The sequence below is a fragment of the Arcticibacter pallidicorallinus genome, from assembly GCF_003002875.1.
GTDB classification, from domain to species: domain Bacteria; phylum Bacteroidota; class Bacteroidia; order Sphingobacteriales; family Sphingobacteriaceae; genus Arcticibacter; species Arcticibacter pallidicorallinus.
Window position 1 is genome coordinate 129,497 of the sequence record NZ_PVTH01000008.1, and the last position, 21,474, is coordinate 150,970.

The window sequence follows — 21,474 nt, forward strand, 5'->3', positions numbered from 1 at the left end:
AATGAAAGAAATGCCGATTACAGTCAAAAGGTCTATTGAACTTCTTGGCTTATTTTTGCTTGTAGCCCTTGTTATTCTTGGCAATAACATCATCATGCCACTTGTAATGGCTTTTTTTATCAGCATAGTATTGCTTCCGGCCTACAGGTATTTCAGGAAGTTGAGATTCCCCAATTCGCTGGCGATCTTTCTTCCGATACTTTTAATGGCGATGTTTCTGGGTGGGATAGGCTGGTTTTTCTCCTCACAGGTTGCGAGGCTCGTATCCGACTTCCCGCAGATACAAAAAAACGTCTCTATGCACCTGAACTCCCTGAGCGGATGGGTCAACTCCATAAGTCATTTTTCGACGACCGAACAGATAAACTTTATTAATGAGCAGAGTAACAAGTTGTTGACATATGCAGGTACGCTTCTTACGGGAGCTGCAACATCTGTGACATCCACTCTTGTCTTTATCGCGCTGCTACCAATATATGTTTTCCTGATGCTAACCTATAAAAATCTGCTGTTACGATTCGTTTTTATGTGGTTTAAAAAGGAAGATCACACGAAGGTTGAAGACGTTCTTGGAGAAAGTGAAGCCATTATTAAGAGCTACCTGATAGGTTTGCTGATCCAGATCACCTATATGACCATCCTTCTTGGCGGCATATTACTGGTATTGGGAATTAAGCATGCTTTGCTGATCGGTGTGCTCTTCGCTTTTCTAAACCTGATTCCTTACGTGGGCGCCCTTATTGGCAACCTCGTGGGTGTGATACTAACTCTGGCCTCATCCCCTGATCTTACTCCCGTGCTCATCGTGCTCGGCGTAATTGCCTTTGTGCAATTTCTGGACAATAACATCCTTATGCCCCGGATAGTTGGCTCTAAGGTCCGCATTAACGCCCTCGGAACCATCGTAGGAGTGCTTGTGGGTGGAGCGATCGCAGGTGTATCCGGTATGTTCCTTTCACTTCCTATCATCGCGGTTATGAAGATCGTATTTGACCGCTCGGATATGTTCAAACCTTGGGGGGTATTGCTGGGCGACGAGATTCCTAAGGAAAGCCCCATGAAAGACACCCGGCTGAGGATGAAGTCAGATCGCCTGAGAAAGCAGCTGGAAGTAGAAAACGATATCATACCGGAAGATCATTCTAACGACAAGTAATTCCGCTTCGCAGGATTGTTAAAGCTTTAGAAGGCGATTTAATGCCAATCTAAAGTATGACCCAGACAAGAATCTTTCGGGTGCGCGCTTCTTCTGCATAAGGCATAGGCATAGAAAAACCTCCATTAAAAATTCTTAATGGAGGCTTTTCTATGCTCGTACCGCTTTTATCAGTTACGACTGTAGCTTGCTGTATTATTTAAAGCTTGCTGAAGTACATCGACTTCAGCTTTTTATCATGATCATACACATCATCGAAGAAGCGAACGTGTCCATCTGTGTCGGCAGATGCGGTAAAGTAGACGAGATATACCGGCAGCTTGGCCTTTAGGGGCACATACTTCTCATTACCAGTTTTGATCTGATCTAGAATTTTTGTCCTGTTCCATCCTTCAACATTACGCAACAGGTAAACCGCAAGATCTATCGGCTTTTCTACCCTTACACAGCCATGGCTGAAATCACGCTTAGAAGCGTTGAATAACTGATCTGCAGGAGTGTCATGCAAATAGATATTTCTTGAGTTCGGAAATATGAACTTAACATTACCAAGGTCATTATTTGGACCAGGTCTTCTCCTGACTATGTATTTAAAACCGGAACTACCTGCAGCGGACCAATCAACTGAACCGGGATCGACAACTGTACCGTCGTTTGTGATAACCTCCATATCCTTTGACTCCAGGTAGCTCGGGTTCGCCATCACGGAGGGTACAATTTCATTTTTAAGAATTCCCGGGGGAATATTCCAGTAAGGGGCCAGAACAATATGTTCCATCTTATCATTGAAGACCGGTGTGGAGTGGAGCTCCTTGCCGACAATAACCTTCATATTCATCGCTTCCTTATTTTGCTCATATACCCTTAGCTTGAACTCGGGAATATTGACGATCAGGTAATCAGAACCGAATTTCTCCGGTATCCACCTCCAGCGCTCCATATTGATGATGATCTGACGGATCCTGTCTTCCACTGGAACATTCATGAAGCGTATGGTCTCCGCATCGAGGCGCCCGGTAGCAGTTAGACCGCTGACTTCCTGAAACTTCTTAAGTGCTGATTTGACGTCGCTTGAGAATACCGGCTTATCGTCTTTCATCACGGTGCTATCTTTACCAAGAAAGGTTGCTAATCTGCTTTTAAGAAGTGGCACTACCGGCGACGCCTGCCCCTCCTTCACCGTAGCGTTAGCAGGTATTTTGGGCCAGCCCCCGGCTTTCTGCACTTCTCTAAAGTTAGCCAGCGCCTTTTTCAGGTTGGCATATTCGGCATGATTTGGCCTGAAGTCAATATCATCTTCTGCATTTTCGTTAAGGAACTTCGTGAGTGCGTTGCTGAGGTTCATCTTATTCAGGTTGATATCCCAATCAGCTTTTCGTGATTCTGAAGGAGCCAGAAGCCCCCGATAGTAATCTGAAGACCAGTTCAGGTAAGACGCAGTCAGGGCCATATCAATTTCCAGCTCGAGAGAATCGCGCTTTTCGAGATCGCGTTTGATGCCCTTAAAATCTTTGAATAGCTTCTCAAAGTCTACCAACTGGTAATCCTTAGGGTCAAGGCCATCTTCGCCGGCTTTACCCAGCTCATCAACAAAGGCCTGTGCCTGCGGAATCAGCTCATGACCTCTGAACCAGGCTAATTCATAAGCCCGCTCTTTGTAAAATAATTTCCCCCAGTATAACTCATCTTTGAACCGGGGTTCTGCGTTCATGTACTGTGCAATATAAGTACTATCCATCAGGGGTTGATCACCCGATTTTCTTTTACTGCATGATGATGCTGAAAGAATGAACAATAGCGCGACAAGAAATGTCAGTGTGTGATTAATAGAGAATATTTTCTTCATAGAATGCGTTTTAGTGATAACCCAAAAAACACATCTTGGTTTTTAGAAGCCCTGAGACCCTAAGCAGCCCGGAAGCCTATTCTCTCCACAAGAAAGGGAAAAGAATGATGGACGCAGTAACAACGATCAGGTTTATGGCGATGAGAACGCCGATTTCGTTGTAGCTAACGCTGCGGTCAAGATCGTCCATCGCATTTTTGGAAAACTTAATGAGCACCATCAGCAAGGGTATAATTATCGGAAAGCTCAACACCGCCATCAGCGTTCCGCTGTTTCCCGCCTTGGAAGAGATCCCGGAGATCATGGTAAAAACACAGGCAAAGCTGATACTGCCGATGATAACCGCCAGAAAATAGAACAAGGGGTCGCCTATCGGATTGCTAAATACCAGCGTATAAAAGCCAATTGCTATAGTAGAAAGCAGCAGCATCAGAAAGACGTTGTAAATAATTTTAGAAAGAATGACCGCCTTGGCACTGGCAACGGTATAATAATACAACTGCCTTCCTTTGTTTTCCTGAGAAAAGCTCTTGGAGATGGCGTTAACCGAGGCAAATAGCATAATGATCCAAAACAGTGCATTCCAGGTTACCGGGTTTATTTGTTTAAAGGAAAGATAGCACACGAAGATGGTAGAGACCACGTACAACAGAATGCCGTTCAAAGCATACTTTGAACGCCATTCCAATACGAGTTCTTTATGGATCAGAAACTTTACCTGGCCGAATAACCCCATCTCTTAAGTAAACTACATTAGCCGACAACCCCGACCTTCTTACTCCCCCGGCGGGAAGCAACGATCATAATAACAGATCCGGCAGCCAGCAATGCCCAGCCCATCCATCTGTATTTAACCAAACCGGTTGCGGCTTTGGCCAGTTTTTTGAACGGGATAAAGCTGAAAGAGTCGCTCACCTTTAGATAAACGGCAAGCAAAGTCAGCAGGATAAGAGCCACCTCCGCCCATCCGGCAAATTTTAATAGCCCATCGCGACCCGACACCGATGCAAGAACACCAAGGCCGGCTACGACGTATACGACTGAAGCCATTCCGGTATGCAGGTCCCAATAGTTCCAGTTGCCCAGAATAGGAACATGAAGCATTGGGCTCATCGCTCCCGCGATAACAAGCAGGGAGCCAAACAGACCCAGGTAATTCTTTGAGCTCATGATATTTACTTATTGTTTGATCTCCATTTTTTCCGCGAAGTGAGCACAGTAGTCTCTGAGATCTTCTACGATATTAGTCTCGCCTGTAGCTCTGAGGAAACTGTCCGCCATGGTCTGCAAGGTTTCATAGAAGAACCGTTTCATCTCATCAACAGGCATATCCTTCGTCCACAGATCAATACGCAGGGCATTCTTGTAATTGTGATCCCATAACGATAAGATCATCGCTTTAGCAGCCAGTTTCTCTTGCGTTTCTGCATCTGTAGATTCCCAGGTAAGTACTTCAGGAACATTATTATCGTCAAGTTCAACGGTTATTTTAATTTCTGCTTTTTTCATTAGAGTACAGTTTGTTCTTATTGTTTAACATTCATTTCTCCCGGAACAAGAGAGCATTATATCTGCTTTATTATCAACATCATAGCCACTACAAAACTTATAAAAAGCAGTTCTATCAGCCATATCCGCTTCAGGTTCTTTAATATTCCCCGGAACAGAATATCCGAAACGACGCTGAGCAGCAGTATTCCTGCCACTAGCCAGACGTTGGTGCCGACGCTATTCGTTTCCTCCCCAAAGATAGTATAACCGAGAATAACCACGAGCACCGCCGAAGTTAAGTTCAACGGAGTAATCCTTGAAGTCATTATTTTTTACCTCCCCTTGATGATTTGGCGCGAGATGCCTTGCTGCCGGAGCTCTTTCCGCCACTCTTCCCGAATCCGGCACCACGACCACCGCGAGGATTATTTTTCGCAGCGATGACATGCTTCTTCTCATGGAAAGCGCCCTTAAATTCCGGATCTTCCTTCCGCATCTGCATATCTATCTCACGGGCTATGTCCTGCCTTTCGTTATATGGCGTTTCCTCTACGAATACCTCATCAGGAATCTGGGCAACAGGTATCTGCTGGCGGATCAACTTTTCAATCTTATTGACATAATAACGCTCAGCCTCATTGCAAAAAGTAATAGCGTCGCCACTCTGCAAAGCTCGTCCCGTACGTCCGATCCGGTGAACATAATCTTCAATAATGATCGGCACATCAAAGTTGATCACGTGGCTGACATTGGTCACGTCGATTCCCCTTGAAGCTACATCTGTTGCTACGAGAATCCGCACGGATCCCTCCTTAAACGCACCGATAGAGTTGATACGGGTATTTTGACCTTTGTTGGCATGAATTACCTTAACCTCCTCTTCGCCATGCCGTCTTTTCAGAAAACTATAGATATTGTCAGCAACCGTTTTAGTCTTGCAGAAGATCATGATCTTGTGAAACTCTTCCACATTCTTCAGCAGGTGCTGCAAAAGATTAATCTTGGTTTTAAGATTGGGTACGAAGTAAAGCAGCTGCTTCACCGTCTCAGCGGGCGTTGCCTGCTCGTCTACCTCAACAACCGTAGGAAATTTCAGGAAATCGCCCGATATCTTACGAACAAGCTCGCTCATCGTAGCAGAGAAAAGCAGGTTCTGCCGCTTTCGTGGTACTACCTCAAGAATCCGGTGAATTGAGCCGATAAAACCCATATCCATCATCTTGTCGGCCTCATCTATCACAAGAAACTGTAGTGATTTGGTGGAAATATGTCCTTCCAGATAAAGGTCCAGAAAGCGTCCGGGTGTTGCAACCAGAATATCGAGACCAGCAGCAATATTCGCAATCTGGGTCTTAGGGCCCAGTCCTCCGTAAATAACCACAGTCCGCAGATCGGTATACTTAGCAAATTGCTTGATGTTCAGCTCTATTTGCATAGCCAGCTCCCTTGTAGGAGCCAGGATCAGCGCACGGATATCCGTTCCCTGAGCATATTTTAGCTTCATGAGCATAGGTAGCACATAGGCCGCAGTTTTACCTGTACCTGTTTGCGCTATCCCCATCACATCCTGACCAGACAAAATGGGCGTAATCGCTTTTTGCTGTATAGGGGTAGGATCTGTATATCCCGCGTCGGCAATCGCATTAAGAATTTGCCGGTTTAATTTAAAATCTTCGAAAGAAGGCATTCTGCAAAGATACTATTTAGTTATCAGCTCTGCCCATTGATTGATAAATGCTTAACTTCGCTCCTATATACTCTGTTCTCTATGTCATCTATTCTCATCAAATCTGCAACCCTCGTAAATGAAGGAAAATCTTTTGAAGCCGATGTTTTTATCCGTAACGGACTGATCGAACAGATCGGCAAGAGCATCGACAAGAAAGCCGATAAGGAAATCAATGCGGAAGGATTACATCTTTTACCCGGATGCATCGATGATCAGGTGCATTTCAGAGAACCCGGACTGACCCATAAAGCCGAAATCTTCACCGAAAGCCGGGCTGCCGTAGCGGGAGGCATAACTTCCTTCATGGAGATGCCGAATACCGTCCCAAATACCGTTACCCAGGAACTTCTGGCAGATAAGTATGCAATTGCATCCGCCAGATCATTGGCGAACTATTCTTTTTTCATGGGCGCTACAAACGACAACATGGAAGAAGTGCTGAAAACAGATCCCCGCAACGTATGCGGCATCAAGATCTTCATGGGCTCTTCAACCGGCAATATGCTTGTCGATAATGAGAAGACGCTGCAGACGATCTTTAGCTCCACTCCTATGCTGATCGCCACGCATTGCGAAGATGAAGAAACGATCAGACGGAACATGGAAGCTTTCAAGGCAAAGTATGGCGATAACATCACCGCAGAGATGCACCCTCAGATCCGTACTGCCGAGGCGTGCTACAAGTCTTCCTCTATCGCAGTAGAACTAGCAAAGAAACACGGTTCCAGGCTGCACATCCTACATATATCTACAGCACTCGAAACTGATCTGTTCAGTAATACCCTGCCCCTGGCAGAAAAGCGCATCACCGCCGAAGCCTGCATACACCACCTCTGGTTCTCTGATAAAGACTACGCCGAAAAAGGCAACTGGATCAAATGGAACCCCGCGGTTAAATCAGAGCAAGACCGAGACGCTATCCTGCAGGCAGTGCTCGACGACAGGATCGATGTTATTGCTACAGACCACGCTCCCCATACGATAGAAGAAAAAAAACAGTCTTACCTGCAAGCTCCTTCGGGAGGCCCCTTAGTACAGCATGCCCTTACAGCTATGTTGGAGATGACTAAACAAGGAAAGATCAGCATTGAAAAGGTCGTAGAAAAAATGGCCCATAATCCTGCGATTTGCTTCAACATAGAGAAGCGCGGATTCATAAGAGAAGGTTATTGGGCAGACCTGATACTGGTTGACCTAAATACCAGCACCACGGTTTCCAAAGAAAATATCCTTTCGAAATGTAACTGGAGTCCTTTTGAAGGCTATACCTTCGCTTCTTCCATATCGTATACTATTGTTTCAGGGCACCTCGCTTATGAGCGCGGACACTTCAACGAGGCTAAACAAGGCGAGCGTTTACTATTCAATTGAGCATCAGCTTAGTGAATAATCTTAAAAACCATTTCTTTCAGTAGCTCTCCACTATCCGTATTTCCCGTGGACTCTACTCCTTTGGTTTTCAAGTCATATTCCCGCAGTATGCTCATGATGTCGAATAATCTGCCCAAATTGTAGTTCTTCGCCGCCAGTTCGTAGTCTTTCACAAAATAAGGATTAACACCCAACTCGCGCGCCAGGTTCGCAGGGCTGCGATCCTGAATATAATGGAACTTCAGTACTTTGGTAAACCAGGTATTCAGCGCTCCCAGCACCATCTGTATAGGATTAGCTTTCGGATTAGAGGCAAAGTAGGCAATGATCTGGTTCGCCTTCAAAACATTGCGCTTAGCTAAGGCGTCCTGCAGCTCGAACACATTGTATTCCTTGCTGATACCAATGTTATTCTGCACATCATCCACTGTGATCTCATTTCCCTTCGGGATGTTCAGCATCAGCTTGTCAAGCTCATTTGAAATCTTCGAAAGATCAGTACCCAAATACTCAGCGATAAGGGCCGATGCCCGCGGGTTCATCCTGTAGGCTTTCTCCCTTGCGTAGTCTTCTACCCAGCCCGGCACCTTGTTATCATAGATAGTAGCCGATTCAAATATACATCCCGACTTTTCTATCGCCTTATAGGTTTTCTTCCGCTTATCGAACTTCCCGTGTTTATAGCAGAAAACGAGGATGGTACTTTCCAGAGGCTTTTCCAGATAAGCTAACAAGGGATCCTGATTTTTCTTATCGTCTCCTTCCTTACTCCACTTCATATCCTGCGCTTCCTTAATCAGCACAAGCTGATAGTCACTCATCATGGGATAGCGCTTGGCAGAATTCAGGACGGTCAGTACATCTGTTTCACGGCCGTAAAGCACCGTCTGATTGAATCCCTTTTCGGCATCAGAGAGTAGATTCTTCTCGATGTAGTCACTGAAAAGATCAATATAATAGGGCTCCTCACCATGGAAAAGATAAACCGGCCTGAACTTTCGGACCTTGAGATCATTTAATAAAGCGGAAGCCGTCATAGAGCTAGCGAAGATACGTCAGATTGCCGAAAGCCGGAAAATGATTTTTTTTTATCAACTTTGAACGTGCAGTTTCAACCCTATCCGCTCAATTTACCGGCCTACCCTTTTAAACTCAGACAAGCCGACGATACCACCTTTATTTTTGACGAGATAAGGAAGAAATTTCTGGTACTTACTCCTGAAGAATGGGTAAGACAACATATCGTTCAATACATGATTCAGGAAAGAGGATACCCAAAATCCCTGATTAAACTGGAAGGGGGATTAAAGCTTAACTCCATGCAGAAGAGAACCGATATTGTTGCCTTCAACTCCAGGGGACAGAAAGTCCTGCTTGTGGAGTGCAAGGCACCTTCAGTCAAGATCAATCAGAAAGTGTTCGACCAGATCGCCCGTTACAATATCGTCCACAAAATCCCCTTATTAACGGTAACAAACGGACTGGAGCACTATTATTGCCAGATCGATTTTGAAGCCAAAGCATACCACTTTCTGGAGTCGCTCCCTTTTTACAGCAGCCTGTAAATTCCCGCTAAAAGGAAACACAGGGACCCATCCATGAGGGTCTTAACCTACATTCTTGATCTTGATATTTACCAGCCGTGGATTAAACTTAGAAAATAAAGGATGCGAAGATTTAATTAGCTTGTCGCCCATCAGCTCTCCAGCTCCTGCATCCGCTGAAGCCTCCTGAGGTAAGGCCAGCACCCCTTGAAAACATGGAAGGTTGTTAGATAGTTTCCCCGAGTTGAAGTCGACAATAGTACCACCGTTATCCCATCCAAAACCATAGAAAGAGAACTCTATTCCCCCGTTCTCTTTAACTAGATCCTGCAGCGTACTGCCAATCTTGAGGCCATTCGCAAAATGATAAACAGAAGCAGAATCACGGAGCTCCAGCATTTCGATCGTCACAAGAGGAGCCTTTTTTTCTTTCCAGTACACCGTTATTTCCTTCTCCGTATTAGGCCATACTCTGGTAATAACTCTTTCGAACATGCCTTCCTTAAAGAGAGAATCCTGCTTGACATGATCAAGTCCAGCTTTCTCAACAAGTATATCGTAGGAGTCTTCCAGCTCTATGTCGCCGATGCCCCAGCAGGTAATCTCAGTTGGATCACCTCCCTGCAGCCAGTCGCCGGCTTCTTCTTTCACCTTCGGAGAGTTGGTACAAGACATCATAAACAGTAACAGGGCAAAGTAAGCGACTCTCTTCATAAGGAACTTTATTAATATAAAGGGGAAATTGATACTATTGTTTGTTCAGCACCCGTATAGCGCTCAGATTTACCTCGATTCTTTGGAGGATCTTATCGTAAGACTCTACAATCTCCTGCTGTTTGAATGCTTCGTACTGGTCTTTATAAACATTCTCCTGACTCGACCACTCGAGCACCCCTGTAAGACAAGGGTTTCTCTCCGCAATGGAGCCATTATTGAAGCTCGTAATCAAGCCACTTCGCTCCACTGCATAAAAGTTGCGAAAGGTAAGAGGCATGTTATTGTTCATTCGCACCATATCCCGCATACCTAATCCCACCCGTATCGAATCTCCCGTGCGATAAATGGAAGCGGGGTCTACAACTTCCAGATAATTAACGGTTTTAAATGGAGGCGTCTTTTCTTTCCAGTAGACATTTACAGCCTTCGGCGTGTTCTCCCAAACCGTTGTAAAACTTCCATAAACCGTATTCTCATGAGGTGTCAGCGCCTTAGCCCCAACCTGCTTTTCAAGCTCCTCATAGCTGATGCTCATTTTAATTTCCCCTACCCCTTCACACGAGATCAAGATAGCCGGATCAACCTGATCTTTTTCAGCCTCACCCGCAGCCTGCTTAGTCGTTCCCGACTGTTGGCAGCCCGCAAAAGCGAGCAGTAAAAATGAATAGAAAAGATACTTCATATTATCCCAGGTTTAATGCCTTCAAACTCTCTTTTAAGGTAGCGATCTTCGCTTCTGCGTCTGCCTGTTTGGCTTTCTCATTAGCAACGACCTCCGGTTTAGCGTTTTGAACAAAGCGCTCATTAGAAAGTTTTTTATTTACAGAAAACAGGAAGCCTTCAAAATATTCGATATCCTTCATCATCCGGTCGTATTCCGCCTGCGGATCAACGTTGCCTTCCAGACTGATGAAGAATTCATCACGACCGGTCATAAACGAAGATGCACCAGAAACCTTTTCCTCTACGAAGGTTACTTCGCTCAGATTGGCAAGCTTGTTCAGGATATGCAGATAAGCGTGGTAATCCACATCAGAGTTTACTTTTACCGATAAAGGCAGCGCTTCTTTCGGCGAGATCTGCTTACTGTTACGGGTATTACGAACTTCAGAAACCACTTTCTTGATCACCTCAATTTCTTTAAGCAGCTTCTCATCTGTTACAGCAGGCTGTGGATATGCCGCAACCACACAGCAATCAAGCTCCCCACGCTCTCCGAATATTTCATCATGCCATAGCTCTTCCGTCAGGAACGGCATGAAAGGATGCAGCAATGTCAATATCTTCTCAAAAAATGCCTTAGTCGCAGTCACCGTAAACTCATCTGCCGGTTGCTGATAAGGAGGCTTAACCATCTCCAGGTACCAGGAGCAGAAATCATCCCATATCAGCTTATATGTCGCCATTAAGGCTTCCGATAACCGATATTGCGCATAATGCGATTCAATCTCCACCAGCGCTTCATTAAAACGGTTTTCAAACCAGCTGATCGCTGCTTTATTATCCGGATTCTCTCCCGGGGTTGTAGATTCAGACCAGCCTTTAAGCAGTTTGAACGCGTTCCAGATCTTGTTGGTGAAATTACGTCCCTGCTCACAGTATGACTCATCAAACATCAGGTCATTGCCCGCAGGCGAGCAAAGAAGCATGCCCACGCGCACGCCATCTGCCCCATATTGATTAATCAGCTCAATAGGGTCAGGTGAATTACCTAAAGACTTGGACATCTTACGGCCGAGCTTATCACGTACGATTCCGGTCAGATAAACATTCTTAAAAGGTGCTTCTCCGCGGAACTCATGTCCTGCCATAATCATACGTGCCACCCAGAAGAAAAGAATTTCCGGAGCAGTAACCAGATCATTGGTTGGATAATAGTAGTTCAGATCTGCATTTCCTTCCTTCTCAGGATGTCCGCATACAGAGGGGTCAAATACCGATATCGGCCATAGCCAGGAAGAGAACCAGGTATCCACCACGTCTTCATCCTGAACGATACCATGGGCAGACTGTCCACCCGCAGTAAACAAGGCCTCAGCTTCCTCTGCAGTCTTGGCCACTACCCATTCTGCTTTGTCGTTATACCAGGCCGGGATACGCTGTCCCCACCATAGCTGCCTGCTGATACACCAGTCTTTCACGTTCTCCATCCAATGACGGTAGGTGTTGGTGAACTTATCCGGAATAAGCTTCACATCGCCTTCCAGCACATATTCCAGCGCAGGCTTCGCCATCTCTTCCATCTTGCAGAACCACTGCAGCGACAGCTTCGGCTCAATGACCGCATCGGTTCTTTCAGAGAAACCAACCTGCGATTTATAATCTTCAACTTTTTCTAAGAGCTCTCCCTCTTCCAGCAAACGAGCAATCTTTTTACGGGCTACGAAACGTTCTTCACCAACCAGAATAACAGCCTTCTCATTCAGCGTACCATCATCATTCAGAATATCTATAACAGGGAGCTTGTGTTTCAGTCCCAGCTCATAGTCATTCAAATCATGCGCAGGCGTAACTTTCAGGCAGCCGGTACCGAATTCCATCTCAACATACTCGTCTTCGATAACAGGAATCTCGCGATTGATAAGCGGGATAATAACTTTCTTACCCTTAAGATGCGTATAGCGCTCATCATTAGGATTTACGCAGATTGCGCTATCCGCCATGATGGTCTCCGGACGAGTCGTGGCAATGAGGATATATTCCGGATTATCAGACGTCGTACCGGCAACCTGATAACGGATGTAATATAGCTTTTGATTAACTTCTTTACGGATAACCTCTTCGTCTGATACCGCTGTCTTCCCTTTAGGATCCCAGTTAACCATACGCACTCCGCGGTAGATCAGTCCTTTATTGTATAAATGTATAAACGTATCGGTTACTGCTTCAGACAGGTCCTCATCCATGGTAAACTTGGTTCTGTCCCAGTCACATGAAGCTCCCAATTTTTCCAACTGCTTCAGGATGATGCCACCGTACTTTTCTTTCCATTCCCAGGCATATTTCAGGAACTCCTCGCGGGAGATATCCTTTTTCTCGATGCCTCTCTCCTTCAGCATGGCAACAACCTTCGCCTCCGTTGCTATAGAAGCATGGTCTGTACCAGGAACCCAGCAAGCATTCTTACCAAGCATTCTTGCCCTGCGAACCAGAACATCCTGAATGGTATTGTTCAACATATGCCCCATATGAAGCACCCCGGTTACATTAGGTGGCGGAATCACAATGGTATAAGGTTCACGATCATCCGGTTCTGAATGAAAGAAGCCTTTTTCCAACCAATAGCTATACCACTTATCTTCTGTTTCCTTAGGATTATATGTTTTAGAAATGCTCATTTTAGAGGGAGTATAAATTAATATATCCACAAAAATAAAGCTTTAATGCGGAATATTGAATTATATAAAGCGTTTTGGGAGCTAGAGCAGCAACGGTGCGGACTGCACAGCACTGCCCAAAAACAGCGAAGCCTTCTCATCGAACTCAGGCACCGCACCTGTGGTGTAGAACTGCCGGCTATCCCCCAATGAACAGCACGCCCGCAAATCGCTGTGTCTCTCCAGGTAATCAGCCAAACTATCGGCTATCAACTCCCCTTGAGAGATCAGGTTCACACCTCCTGGAAGATATTTCAAAATAATATCCTTCAGTAGCGGATAATGCGTGCAGGCAAGAACAACCGTATCGATATCCGGACTCTTGGCAAACAGATTTTCCAGATCTTTTCTGATGAAATACTCAGCCCCGGGTGTCCGAAACTCATTGTTTTCAATCAATGGGACCCACAAGGGACACGCTTCCTGATAAACCTGTATTTCCGGAAAGAACTTATGAATCTCGATAACGTACGATTCGGAACTGACCGTTCCCTGTGTCGCCAAAATTCCCACCTTCCCCGTTCGGGTATACTGACCGATCACTTCCGCAGTCGGCCTGATCACACCCAAGACCCTCCTAAAGGGATCATAAAGCGGCAAGTCGTTTTGCTGAATGGTACGCAAAGCCTTTGCCGAAGCCGTATTGCAAGCCAGTACCACCAGATTACAGTCTAAAGCAAATAACTGCTGTACACACTCCCAGGTATAGCGGTAAACCGTTTCAAACGAACGCGTCCCATAAGGCACCCGGGCATTGTCGCCGAGGTAGATATAATTATATTGCGGCAGGCGCTGCACGATCTCCTTAAAGACCGTCAATCCGCCGTAACCCGAATCGAAAACCCCGATAGGCCCTTGTTTCATCATCCGGCCAGACCTCCAAACATACCAACAGAAATAATAAGTAAAACAATTACAGTGATCACCACATACAGATAATCCCCTTCGAGAGCAAAGGCAAATACTGAAAGCGCTACACGCAATATCGGCGTAGCAATCAGGATGAGCACTCCTGCCTGAATAACCGCTCTCGCATCCAATGCAAGAAGCCCTCCATAAATACCCTCCAGGCTCCTCAGATACTCAGGCGCCCCCCTGAACTGAGTAAAATCTGAAATCTCCGATCGGTGCAGGATCAGAAACATCAGTCCTCCGATAATAGCTACCAGACAAGCCGACAGTACCCCAAACCTCAGGAGCTTACCCACAACAGTGGCTACATCTCTGTCCGTTTTGATTAATCTGCTCATAGCCTCCCCGTTAAGCCGTTATAAATCATCTCCAAAGCGAGAAAACCAATCACTACACTAAAAAGCAGGCGCAATTTCTTAACATCAGCTTTCAGCAGGATCTTCGAACCGGCAAATGCACCGATCAGTACACCGATCACAACCGGCATAGCCAGATCCGGATCGATATACCCCCGCTGAAGATAGACCACCGCACTGGCAGCTGCGGTAACGCCTATCATGAAATTGCTGGTTGTTGTGCTCACCTTGAAGGGTATGCGCATAACGGTGTCCATGGCCAGGACCTTGAGAGCCCCGGATCCGATACCCAGAAGTCCGGAAATCACCCCCGCCACGGTCATCAATGAATAACCTCCAAGAACCCGATGCACTTTATAGTCAACCGGCCCGGCCGGACCTGTATAAGAACCGTTAAGTTTAAGAAGCCGGGCAAGCTTACTTTTTTCGGAAGTATCCGCCGCTTCGTTCTTCTTACGCAAAGCCATAAGAGCAGAAAACAGCAATACCACACCAAAGATCACCGCCACGATATTAGTAGGCATATAAACAGCGATCAGGGCGCCTATTATTGCCCCCGTTGTCGTCGCTATCTCCAGAAACATCCCGATTCGGATATTGGTAATCCCTTCTTTAATATAAGCCACTGCCGATCCCGACGACGTGGCGATAGACGAAACCAGCGCACAGCCAATGGCGTACCGGATATCTACGTTAAATACCAGCGTCAGCAGCGGAATCAATACAACTCCCCCTCCTAATCCCGTCAAAGCGCCGACCAGGCCGGCCGCAATAGCGCCCATGAAGAGAATAGATGTAAAAAGCAATACGCTCATAAGCCTGATACCCGATTAAGACATGCAAACTTATGATTTTAAATTTTTATCTATAAGGACCTGAATGATTCCGTCAGCCATTCCAACCCTGGGTACATATATCTGCTTTACTGAGGCCCATTTCATTACGCTCAGGTAAATTTCAGATGCCGGAACAATTACGTCCGCCCGGTCAGGATTTAACTTCATCAGGCTAATTCTTTCCTTCAATGAGTAGGAACGAAGGTTCAGATACATATCATTGAGTTTTGAAAAGCTCAGCGGACTACCATCTTTTTGATCAGACATGCGGAATAATTTGTTGATGTTTCCACCGGTCCCAATCCCGATCAGGTTCTTGTAGATACGCGTATTCGCTTTGATCCACTTATGCATCTCATCCCATTCCTCCTGCGTGTCAGCATTGTCCAGCATACGGACCGTTCCGATCGAAAAGGACCTCGACACTTCGACCTTGCCTTTCGTAAAGATCGAAAGCTCTGTACTACCTCCACCCACATCGATATAGAGATAGTTCTTATCCAGCTCCAGACTTTCAGCAATATGGGTGGAGTAGATAATGTTGGCTTCGGTCTGACCTTCCACAATCTGTAGATTAAGGTTCCCCTCCTCCATGATCCGTTTCGTTATCTCCGCACCGTTCTCGGCCTCCCGCATGGCCGAAGTTGCGCAGGCCATATAATCCGATACTTTATAAACATCCATAAGGAGCTTAAAGGCCGACATCGTTTTGACCAGTTCCTCTGCTTTCCGCTCCCCGATCTTCTTATCGAGAAAAGCGTCATCTCCCAAACGGAGAGGCACCCGGATGAACGTATTTTTCTTATATGTAATTTCTTTACCCTCCTGATTAATATCTGCTATTAATAAGCGAACGGCATTTGATCCAACGTCTATTGCTGCGTATCTCACTTCTGTAACTTGTTTTTTAAATAGGTGTATATTTCTTTCTGTGCCCTATGCTTTACCACATCCTCCGTCCGGCGGTAACGATTGGTATTGGCGGCATTGATTTCACGTGCTTTGGTATTATCCCTGAGCTGAATATCGATGATATCTCTCAGTTCCTGTCTAATTTCCGGATCCAGTACCGGAAAACCGACTTCAACGCGCTGGTCGAGATTCCGTGTCATGAAGTCAGCCGACGACATAAACATCAGCTCCTTCCCCCCATTGCCGAATATCCAGAGGCGGGCATGTTCCAGATATTTGTCGATGATACTGATCACTTCAATATTCTTACTCATCCCGGGAACTCCGGGGACGAGGCAACACATCCCCCGGATAATCAGTTGAATCTTCACCCCTGCATTGCTTGCTTCATAAAGCTTGCCAATCATCTCTTCATCTGCCAGACTATTCATTTTCAACACCATGTATGCGGGTTTACCCTCATGAGCGTTTTTCACCTCCTGATCGATAAAACCATAAACCTTCTTGCGGGTCTCCAGAGGCGACACGATCAGATATTTGTAATCGTCGAGGAAGATCTTCTTATCCAGACTCCTGAACAAGCGCCTCAGTTCGTTAGCGATACCCTGATGCGTGGTAAATAAACTATGGTCGCAATAGATCCTGGATGTCTTTTCGTTGAAGTTTCCTGTAGCCAGACTGGCATAGTATACCGGCTTACCTTTCTCTATCCGGGTCACCAAACAGATCTTGGAATGGACCTTGTAATCGTGCAGCCCATGGCTCACATTAACACCTTCCTCCTCCAGTCTGTTCATCCAGTAGATATTGTTCTGTTCATCGAACCGCGCCTTCAGTTCCACCAGGCAATTGACCTTTTTCCCGTTCTTGGCTGCATTGATCAGTGCATTGATCACCCTGGAATTAGCGGCAAGGCGATAAAGCGTGATGCTTATTTCAGTCACCTTGGGATCGATGGCCGCCTCGCGCATGAAATGGATGATGTAGTCGAATGACTGGTACGGCAGGTTAATGAGGTAATCGCGCTTGGCCATCTGACTGAATATACTTTTACTCAGATCCAGATCCTTCACCCGCAGCGGAACTTCCTTTGGATATTCGAGTTCCGGCCTGCCTACGTTAGGGAAATTGATAAAGTCTTTAAAGTTGTGATACCGGCTGCCGGGAATCAGGCCGTCGGATGTGAGGTCAAGCTTAGCCACCAGATAACTGAGCATCGACAGCGGGATATTATTATCATACAGCAAGCGCATCGGCTTCCCTTTTTTACGCTTCTGCAGGCTCTTGGCGAGCGTATCGATAAACTTCTCACTCACATTGGTATCAAGAGTCAGCTCCGCATCACGTGTCAGCTGTATAGAATAGGCCTCCACCTCCGGATAATCGAATATAAAGTAGATGTCGTCGAGACAATAACGAATGATATCGTCGAGAAGGATGACAAACTTGAGATTGTTGGTCTCGGGCAGTACAATGAACCGCTCCAAACTCTCCAAAGGAATCTCAATCAGGCTGTACTGCACCTTCTGCCGTTTATCCTTTTTGCTGAGTCTGACGAAAAAGTAAATTCCGCGGTCCTTCAACTCAGGGAAAGGTTTCGTATCATCGAGCATCACAGGCACCAGCGTCGACAAGAGCTTTTCTCTGAAGTAGTTACGAATAAACTCCCCCCTTTTGACGTTTAGCTGCTTTTCATTGATGATAAAGATCCGTTCGGCCTCCAGCTCCTTGATAATGACGTTTTCATAGAGGTCGTCAAAACGATATTCCTGATTAACCACGATCTCCTTAATCTCCTTTAAGATCTTCTTCGGATTATAGCCCAAAAGCTCTTTCGCTTTGGCATTAATATTCGCCAGTCTGCTTAGCGTAGGAACACGCACACGGTAAAACTCGTCGAGGTTTGATGAAAATATCGCCAGGAACCTGATGCGCTCAATCAAAGGCACGGAAACATCCGCTGCTTCCTGCAATACTCGCTCGTTGAAGTATAACCAACTTATTTCACGGTTTGTCAGCTGAATATTTCCCTTAGCCATTTAGATAGTTTATATAACGACAGCAGTCGTTACCTTGCAAAACTGTAGATTTTAATGTTAAATCTACATTAACAAATCGAGGTTTAAGCAAGTTCTGCGAGAATCCGGAATATCGCTTCCACCGTCATTTCTTCATAAACCCTGTTCGCCCGAACATGTTTACAGAATCTCGATTATGCATATAAATCTGTAAGTTTACCTTTAGATAAAACTAGTATTATGCCTTCATTTGATATTGTAAGTAAAATTGACGCTCAGACTCTGGACAACGCCATCAATAACGCTAAAAAGGAGATCCTGAACAGATATGACTTTAATGACTCAAAGAGTACAGTCGATCTGGATAAAAAAACGAACGAAATAACTGTCGTTACTGAAAACGACATGCGGTTAAAAGCGATTATAGATTCCATCATTTCCAGAATGCTGAAACAAGGACTGGACCCCAATTCGCTTGAAACCGGAAAGGAACATTATGCTTCTGGCAATATGATCAGAAAAGAGATTAAAATCAAGGAAGGAATCGACAAGGAAACTTCGAAAAAGATAATCAAGAAGATCAAAGACAGCGGTATCAAAGTACAAGCTTCGATAATGGACGAACAAGTGAGAATTCAGGGAAAGAAGATTGATGATCTGCAGGCAGTGATCTCTCTTTGCAGATCGGAAGACTTTGGTCAGCCGCTGCAATATATCAACATGAGAAACTAACGGGCGGTAGGTAAGGGCAACCTAGATTACGGTTTTAAGTAACCGCAGTCATATTTTACCTCAACTAATCGTCCTATCTTTGAAATATACAAAAACCCACGATCATGAGAACTATCATCGTAGCAACCGACCTTTCGAACGACGCGAACAACGCATTGGAATATGCAGGAGCACTGGCCAGACTTGCAAACGCGAAGTTAGTTTTATACAACTCGTTCGTTATTCCACCTCATGCAGCCAACACCCTTCTTCCGGCTTCCGGAATTGAAAAAATGATTGCATCCAATAAGGCCTCACTGGATTATATCGCTTTAAAAACTTCGGTAAATTACGATATCGAAGTAAGCACTGTCAGCAAACTTGCTGATATTCAGGAAGAGCTGGACAAGCTTGTCGCTGAAAATAACGCAGAGCTTGTTGTCATGGGAATGAGAGGTGACAGTATCGACCAAAAATTGTTCGGAAACACAACCACATCCATAATCGCTCACGCTAAATATCCTGTATTGGTGATTCCACAGGGCGCGAAATTCAAAGGAATGAGCAAAATCTTATTTGCTTGCGACGAAAAGTGCCCAACGGCTAATACCACGTTGGAGAAGCTTCGCACGATCGCTTCTGATATGAAAGCTGACGTCCAGGTGCTGCATGTTGATAAGCTTTTAAAGAAAGCAGGCGCTACACTGACTACCAACGCAGAGATTGAAGAACACTTTGAGGGTATCAGCCACTCTTACCGCGAGATCGATGGAGGTAGTGTAATTGAGGGAATTGAAAGAGGTATCACAGAGTATAATGCGGACCTGCTCGTTATGGTTCCTCAAAAATATGGTCTATGGGATTCCATCGTACACCGGAGCAAAACCCGGATCATGGCTTCAAGATCAAAAGTACCATTATTATCTATCCCATTCGGGAGAAACTAAATACACTGCGGTCCCCTCCGCAGTAAAGAACCAAGGGGTTGGAGTATTAAGTAGTAACAGACCGGCAATAGCCGGTCTTTACTTTTTTAAGAACCTAAGAGGGTATTTTTATGTATATTACCCACTAATCCTAATGAGTTTTCCGCCTATGAGATGGATATACGCAATTCCTCAGAAATTTAAGATCGCCTGCGTCCTGGGGTCAATCATTTTCTGCATAACCATATTTACCTTACTCGAAACCCGCAATATCAATAATATTAATAAGGCGGTATTATCCATATACGAAGACAGGCTTATTCCGGCTACTGACTTGTTTTTTCTAGCGGAGGTTTCCTATCAGAAAAGAGATCAGCTCGAATCATATCTCGAATCATCTGATCCGTCCTCCATTCTGATCAGCAAGCAACTTGCAAAACAAAATGATCGTATAGAGGCTCTGATAAGGAAATACGAGAAAACATATCTAGTTGACGAGGAGCTTGTTCATTTCAACGGACTTAAAAACAACCTGAAAGAGTATCTTGCCTTGGAAAAAGAAATCGTTGATCTTTCCACACATAACTCCAAAGAAGCTGCAAAATCTGCCTTTTACAACCGGGCGGTTGCAAGCCATCATAAAATGATGGATCACCTCTCGAAACTAACACGCATCCAGTCTAACGTAGGCGCTACCTTAGTAAGCAGCCTTAAAAACGATGTGGCAAAGTCTGACCTGATCTCGAATTTGCAGCTGATTGTCTGTATTATAACGGGCCTGCTGATCATTGCCATCATCTTTGCAGCAAAGGTCACAAGCGTCAAATCAGACAAGTATAACCTGAACTAAACATCATGACTTACACGCAATTAAGTCAGACACTTGCGATTTCCTTACTCCGGGCTAACAGTGCCTGAAAACGACACCCTGGTGCCTACCGGCATGGATGTCATGAGGCTACGCTGCTTCGACGGCTTAGCTGACATTTTTGACTGTCCGCTACTTTGTTTCACATTTCTTCGCTCCTGATCCCGCAGCAGTCTGTTGCCCTCATAACACATATTATATATAGACGCTCCCCGTGTTTGCTGCGCCCCGTCGAGTTCCATATTCACAGGTCTTGCTGGGTACCCTCCCGGTTCTTCCGCGTGGAAAGCAGCGATAATCGAACAGGGACTGAACTCCTTGCTGTTGAGCAATACATAGCCTTCTTCCATCCGGGTTTCGCTATAAGCCAGCAACGATACGCTGAGCATCAGCAGCTGATCGGGTTCCGGCAGGGTTTCAAAGCGGATCTCTTGGGCCTCCAGCTGAGCCTGCCAGCGAAACTCCAGGTCTTTCACTTCCAGATATTCATAGTACTCCTTCCGGAAATTGAAGCCGATCAGGCTGAAACGGAGCCGGTACTTGCTCACCGGTTTACTGATGCTTAGCGGTACCCTCAGGTCGGTTTTGGCGTTCAAAGCTCCCATGAACACGCTTAGGCGACCCTCTTCATCCCGCTCTACCCGCTGACTGACCTGCAGTACTTCGCTCAGCCGGCTCTTCATATTGAAGTCCATCCCGATGAG

General features: G+C 45.6%; 22 protein-coding genes. 6 read left to right on the top strand and 16 right to left on the bottom strand.

Annotated features, from left to right (window positions below; translation table 11 throughout):
* Nucleotides 1-10 precede the first annotated feature (10 nt).
* Nucleotides 11-1,156 carry an AI-2E family transporter gene (locus B0I27_RS13465; RefSeq protein ID WP_342751877.1) on the top strand — a complete coding sequence of 382 codons (1,146 nt, stop codon included), beginning with the start codon at nucleotides 11-13 and terminating at the stop codon, nucleotides 1,154-1,156.
* Between the two features lie 199 nt (nucleotides 1,157-1,355).
* Here the strand turns inward: B0I27_RS13465 and B0I27_RS13470 are convergent, their stop codons facing one another.
* From B0I27_RS13470 to B0I27_RS13495, 6 genes are all read right to left on the bottom strand, one after another.
* Nucleotides 1,356-3,002, bottom strand: coding sequence for a L,D-transpeptidase family protein (locus B0I27_RS13470; protein ID WP_106294209.1), 1,647 nt, complete (start codon nucleotides 3,000-3,002; stop codon nucleotides 1,356-1,358).
* A 76-nt stretch (nucleotides 3,003-3,078) separates the two neighbouring features.
* On the bottom strand, nucleotides 3,079-3,738 hold the full coding sequence (locus B0I27_RS13475) for a heme exporter protein CcmB (protein WP_106294211.1): 660 nt from the start codon (nucleotides 3,736-3,738) through the stop codon (nucleotides 3,079-3,081).
* A gap of 17 nt (nucleotides 3,739-3,755) precedes the next feature.
* Nucleotides 3,756-4,172 (bottom strand): hypothetical protein, encoded by a 417-nt coding sequence (locus tag B0I27_RS13480; RefSeq protein WP_106294213.1) that lies wholly within the window; start codon nucleotides 4,170-4,172, stop codon nucleotides 3,756-3,758.
* 9 nt (nucleotides 4,173-4,181) lie between these two features.
* Entirely contained in the window at nucleotides 4,182-4,511 is a 330-nt protein-coding gene (gene gldC / locus B0I27_RS13485; RefSeq protein WP_106294215.1) for a gliding motility protein GldC, read from the bottom strand.
* Between the two features lie 56 nt (nucleotides 4,512-4,567).
* The gene (locus B0I27_RS13490) at nucleotides 4,568-4,819 is read right to left on the bottom strand and encodes a hypothetical protein (RefSeq protein ID WP_106294217.1); all 252 of its coding nucleotides are present in this window, start codon (nucleotides 4,817-4,819) and stop codon (nucleotides 4,568-4,570) included.
* Nucleotides 4,819-6,180: a DEAD/DEAH box helicase gene (locus B0I27_RS13495; RefSeq protein WP_106294219.1), complete on the bottom strand. Its 1,362-nt coding sequence runs from the start codon at nucleotides 6,178-6,180 to the stop codon at nucleotides 4,819-4,821. The genes B0I27_RS13490 and B0I27_RS13495 overlap by 1 nt, the downstream gene beginning before the upstream one ends.
* An 81-nt stretch (nucleotides 6,181-6,261) precedes the next feature.
* Here B0I27_RS13495 and B0I27_RS13500 point away from each other — a divergent pair, with 81 nt between their 5' ends.
* Complete coding sequence (locus B0I27_RS13500) at nucleotides 6,262-7,593, top strand: dihydroorotase (RefSeq protein ID WP_106294221.1); 1,332 nt, start codon at nucleotides 6,262-6,264, stop codon at nucleotides 7,591-7,593.
* An 8-nt stretch (nucleotides 7,594-7,601) separates the two neighbouring features.
* Here B0I27_RS13500 and holA read toward each other — a convergent pair whose 3' ends face one another.
* Complete coding sequence (gene holA / locus B0I27_RS13505) at nucleotides 7,602-8,630, bottom strand: DNA polymerase III subunit delta (RefSeq protein WP_106294223.1); 1,029 nt, start codon at nucleotides 8,628-8,630, stop codon at nucleotides 7,602-7,604.
* Between the two features lie 66 nt (nucleotides 8,631-8,696).
* Here holA and B0I27_RS13510 point away from each other — a divergent pair, with 66 nt between their 5' ends.
* Complete coding sequence (locus tag B0I27_RS13510) at nucleotides 8,697-9,158, top strand: type I restriction enzyme HsdR N-terminal domain-containing protein (protein ID WP_106294225.1); 462 nt, start codon at nucleotides 8,697-8,699, stop codon at nucleotides 9,156-9,158.
* Between the two features lie 42 nt (nucleotides 9,159-9,200).
* Here B0I27_RS13510 and B0I27_RS13515 read toward each other — a convergent pair whose 3' ends face one another.
* The 8 genes from B0I27_RS13515 to ppk1 all read right to left on the bottom strand — a co-directional run bounded on the left by B0I27_RS13515 (nucleotide 9,201) and on the right by ppk1 (nucleotide 18,286).
* A complete protein-coding gene (locus B0I27_RS13515) occupies nucleotides 9,201-9,851 on the bottom strand; it encodes a hypothetical protein (RefSeq protein WP_106294227.1) in 651 nt (216 codons plus the stop codon).
* Between the two features lie 34 nt (nucleotides 9,852-9,885).
* Nucleotides 9,886-10,536, bottom strand: coding sequence for a hypothetical protein (locus B0I27_RS13520; RefSeq protein WP_106294229.1), 651 nt, complete (start codon nucleotides 10,534-10,536; stop codon nucleotides 9,886-9,888).
* 1 nt (nucleotide 10,537) lies between these two features.
* On the bottom strand, nucleotides 10,538-13,192 hold the full coding sequence (locus B0I27_RS13525) for a valine--tRNA ligase (RefSeq protein WP_106294231.1): 2,655 nt from the start codon (nucleotides 13,190-13,192) through the stop codon (nucleotides 10,538-10,540).
* 81 nt (nucleotides 13,193-13,273) lie between these two features.
* A complete protein-coding gene (murI, locus tag B0I27_RS13530; RefSeq protein ID WP_106294263.1) occupies nucleotides 13,274-14,095 on the bottom strand; it encodes a glutamate racemase in 822 nt (273 codons plus the stop codon).
* On the bottom strand, nucleotides 14,095-14,481 hold the full coding sequence (locus tag B0I27_RS13535; protein WP_106294233.1) for a DUF1634 domain-containing protein: 387 nt from the start codon (nucleotides 14,479-14,481) through the stop codon (nucleotides 14,095-14,097). The genes murI and B0I27_RS13535 overlap by 1 nt, the downstream gene beginning before the upstream one ends.
* Nucleotides 14,478-15,314 carry a sulfite exporter TauE/SafE family protein gene (locus B0I27_RS13540; protein ID WP_106294235.1) on the bottom strand — a complete coding sequence of 279 codons (837 nt, stop codon included), beginning with the start codon at nucleotides 15,312-15,314 and terminating at the stop codon, nucleotides 14,478-14,480. The genes B0I27_RS13535 and B0I27_RS13540 overlap by 4 nt, the downstream gene beginning before the upstream one ends.
* Nucleotides 15,315-15,344: 30 nt before the next feature.
* Nucleotides 15,345-16,226 carry a Ppx/GppA phosphatase family protein gene (locus B0I27_RS13545; RefSeq protein WP_106294237.1) on the bottom strand — a complete coding sequence of 294 codons (882 nt, stop codon included), beginning with the start codon at nucleotides 16,224-16,226 and terminating at the stop codon, nucleotides 15,345-15,347.
* The gene (gene ppk1 / locus B0I27_RS13550; RefSeq protein WP_106294239.1) at nucleotides 16,223-18,286 is read right to left on the bottom strand and encodes a polyphosphate kinase 1; all 2,064 of its coding nucleotides are present in this window, start codon (nucleotides 18,284-18,286) and stop codon (nucleotides 16,223-16,225) included. Before ppk1 ends, B0I27_RS13545 begins: the two co-directional genes overlap by 4 nt.
* Before the next feature lie 219 nt (nucleotides 18,287-18,505).
* On the opposite strand from ppk1, the gene B0I27_RS13555 reads away from it, so the two are divergent.
* From B0I27_RS13555 to B0I27_RS13565, 3 genes are all read left to right on the top strand, one after another.
* On the top strand, nucleotides 18,506-18,997 hold the full coding sequence (locus B0I27_RS13555) for a YajQ family cyclic di-GMP-binding protein (RefSeq protein ID WP_106294241.1): 492 nt from the start codon (nucleotides 18,506-18,508) through the stop codon (nucleotides 18,995-18,997).
* A gap of 104 nt (nucleotides 18,998-19,101) precedes the next feature.
* Nucleotides 19,102-19,923: a universal stress protein gene (locus tag B0I27_RS13560; RefSeq protein ID WP_106294243.1), complete on the top strand. Its 822-nt coding sequence runs from the start codon at nucleotides 19,102-19,104 to the stop codon at nucleotides 19,921-19,923.
* A 148-nt stretch (nucleotides 19,924-20,071) separates the two neighbouring features.
* Complete coding sequence (locus tag B0I27_RS13565; RefSeq protein ID WP_181276784.1) at nucleotides 20,072-20,752, top strand: MCP four helix bundle domain-containing protein; 681 nt, start codon at nucleotides 20,072-20,074, stop codon at nucleotides 20,750-20,752.
* 44 nt (nucleotides 20,753-20,796) lie between these two features.
* On the opposite strand, the gene B0I27_RS17535 is transcribed toward B0I27_RS13565, so the two are convergent.
* Nucleotides 20,797-21,474 (bottom strand): hypothetical protein (locus B0I27_RS17535; RefSeq protein ID WP_181276785.1); only part of this gene is annotated, 678 nt, incomplete at its 5' end.

What these genes read in the sequence shown, in the direction of transcription:
- B0I27_RS13465 (WP_342751877.1), top strand. Translation starts at nt 11, where the DNA reads ATGCCGATTACAGTCAAAAGGTCTATTGAACTTCTTGGCTTATTTTTG.
- B0I27_RS13470 (WP_106294209.1), bottom strand. Translation starts at nt 3,002, where the DNA reads ATGAAGAAAATATTCTCTATTAATCACACACTGACATTTCTTGTCGCG.
- B0I27_RS13475 (WP_106294211.1), bottom strand. Translation starts at nt 3,738, where the DNA reads ATGGGGTTATTCGGCCAGGTAAAGTTTCTGATCCATAAAGAACTCGTA.
- B0I27_RS13480 (WP_106294213.1), bottom strand. Translation starts at nt 4,172, where the DNA reads ATGAGCTCAAAGAATTACCTGGGTCTGTTTGGCTCCCTGCTTGTTATC.
- gldC (WP_106294215.1), bottom strand. Translation starts at nt 4,511, where the DNA reads ATGAAAAAAGCAGAAATTAAAATAACCGTTGAACTTGACGATAATAAT.
- B0I27_RS13490 (WP_106294217.1), bottom strand. Translation starts at nt 4,819, where the DNA reads ATGACTTCAAGGATTACTCCGTTGAACTTAACTTCGGCGGTGCTCGTG.
- B0I27_RS13495 (WP_106294219.1), bottom strand. Translation starts at nt 6,180, where the DNA reads ATGCCTTCTTTCGAAGATTTTAAATTAAACCGGCAAATTCTTAATGCG.
- B0I27_RS13500 (WP_106294221.1), top strand. Translation starts at nt 6,262, where the DNA reads ATGTCATCTATTCTCATCAAATCTGCAACCCTCGTAAATGAAGGAAAA.
- holA (WP_106294223.1), bottom strand. Translation starts at nt 8,630, where the DNA reads ATGACGGCTTCCGCTTTATTAAATGATCTCAAGGTCCGAAAGTTCAGG.
- B0I27_RS13515 (WP_106294227.1), bottom strand. Translation starts at nt 9,851, where the DNA reads ATGAAGAGAGTCGCTTACTTTGCCCTGTTACTGTTTATGATGTCTTGT.
- B0I27_RS13520 (WP_106294229.1), bottom strand. Translation starts at nt 10,536, where the DNA reads ATGAAGTATCTTTTCTATTCATTTTTACTGCTCGCTTTTGCGGGCTGC.
- B0I27_RS13525 (WP_106294231.1), bottom strand. Translation starts at nt 13,192, where the DNA reads ATGAGCATTTCTAAAACATATAATCCTAAGGAAACAGAAGATAAGTGG.
- murI (WP_106294263.1), bottom strand. Translation starts at nt 14,095, where the DNA reads ATGAAACAAGGGCCTATCGGGGTTTTCGATTCGGGTTACGGCGGATTG.
- B0I27_RS13535 (WP_106294233.1), bottom strand. Translation starts at nt 14,481, where the DNA reads ATGAGCAGATTAATCAAAACGGACAGAGATGTAGCCACTGTTGTGGGT.
- B0I27_RS13540 (WP_106294235.1), bottom strand. Translation starts at nt 15,314, where the DNA reads ATGAGCGTATTGCTTTTTACATCTATTCTCTTCATGGGCGCTATTGCG.
- ppk1 (WP_106294239.1), bottom strand. Translation starts at nt 18,286, where the DNA reads ATGGCTAAGGGAAATATTCAGCTGACAAACCGTGAAATAAGTTGGTTA.
- B0I27_RS13555 (WP_106294241.1), top strand. Translation starts at nt 18,506, where the DNA reads ATGCCTTCATTTGATATTGTAAGTAAAATTGACGCTCAGACTCTGGAC.
- B0I27_RS13560 (WP_106294243.1), top strand. Translation starts at nt 19,102, where the DNA reads ATGAGAACTATCATCGTAGCAACCGACCTTTCGAACGACGCGAACAAC.
- B0I27_RS13565 (WP_181276784.1), top strand. Translation starts at nt 20,072, where the DNA reads ATGAGATGGATATACGCAATTCCTCAGAAATTTAAGATCGCCTGCGTC.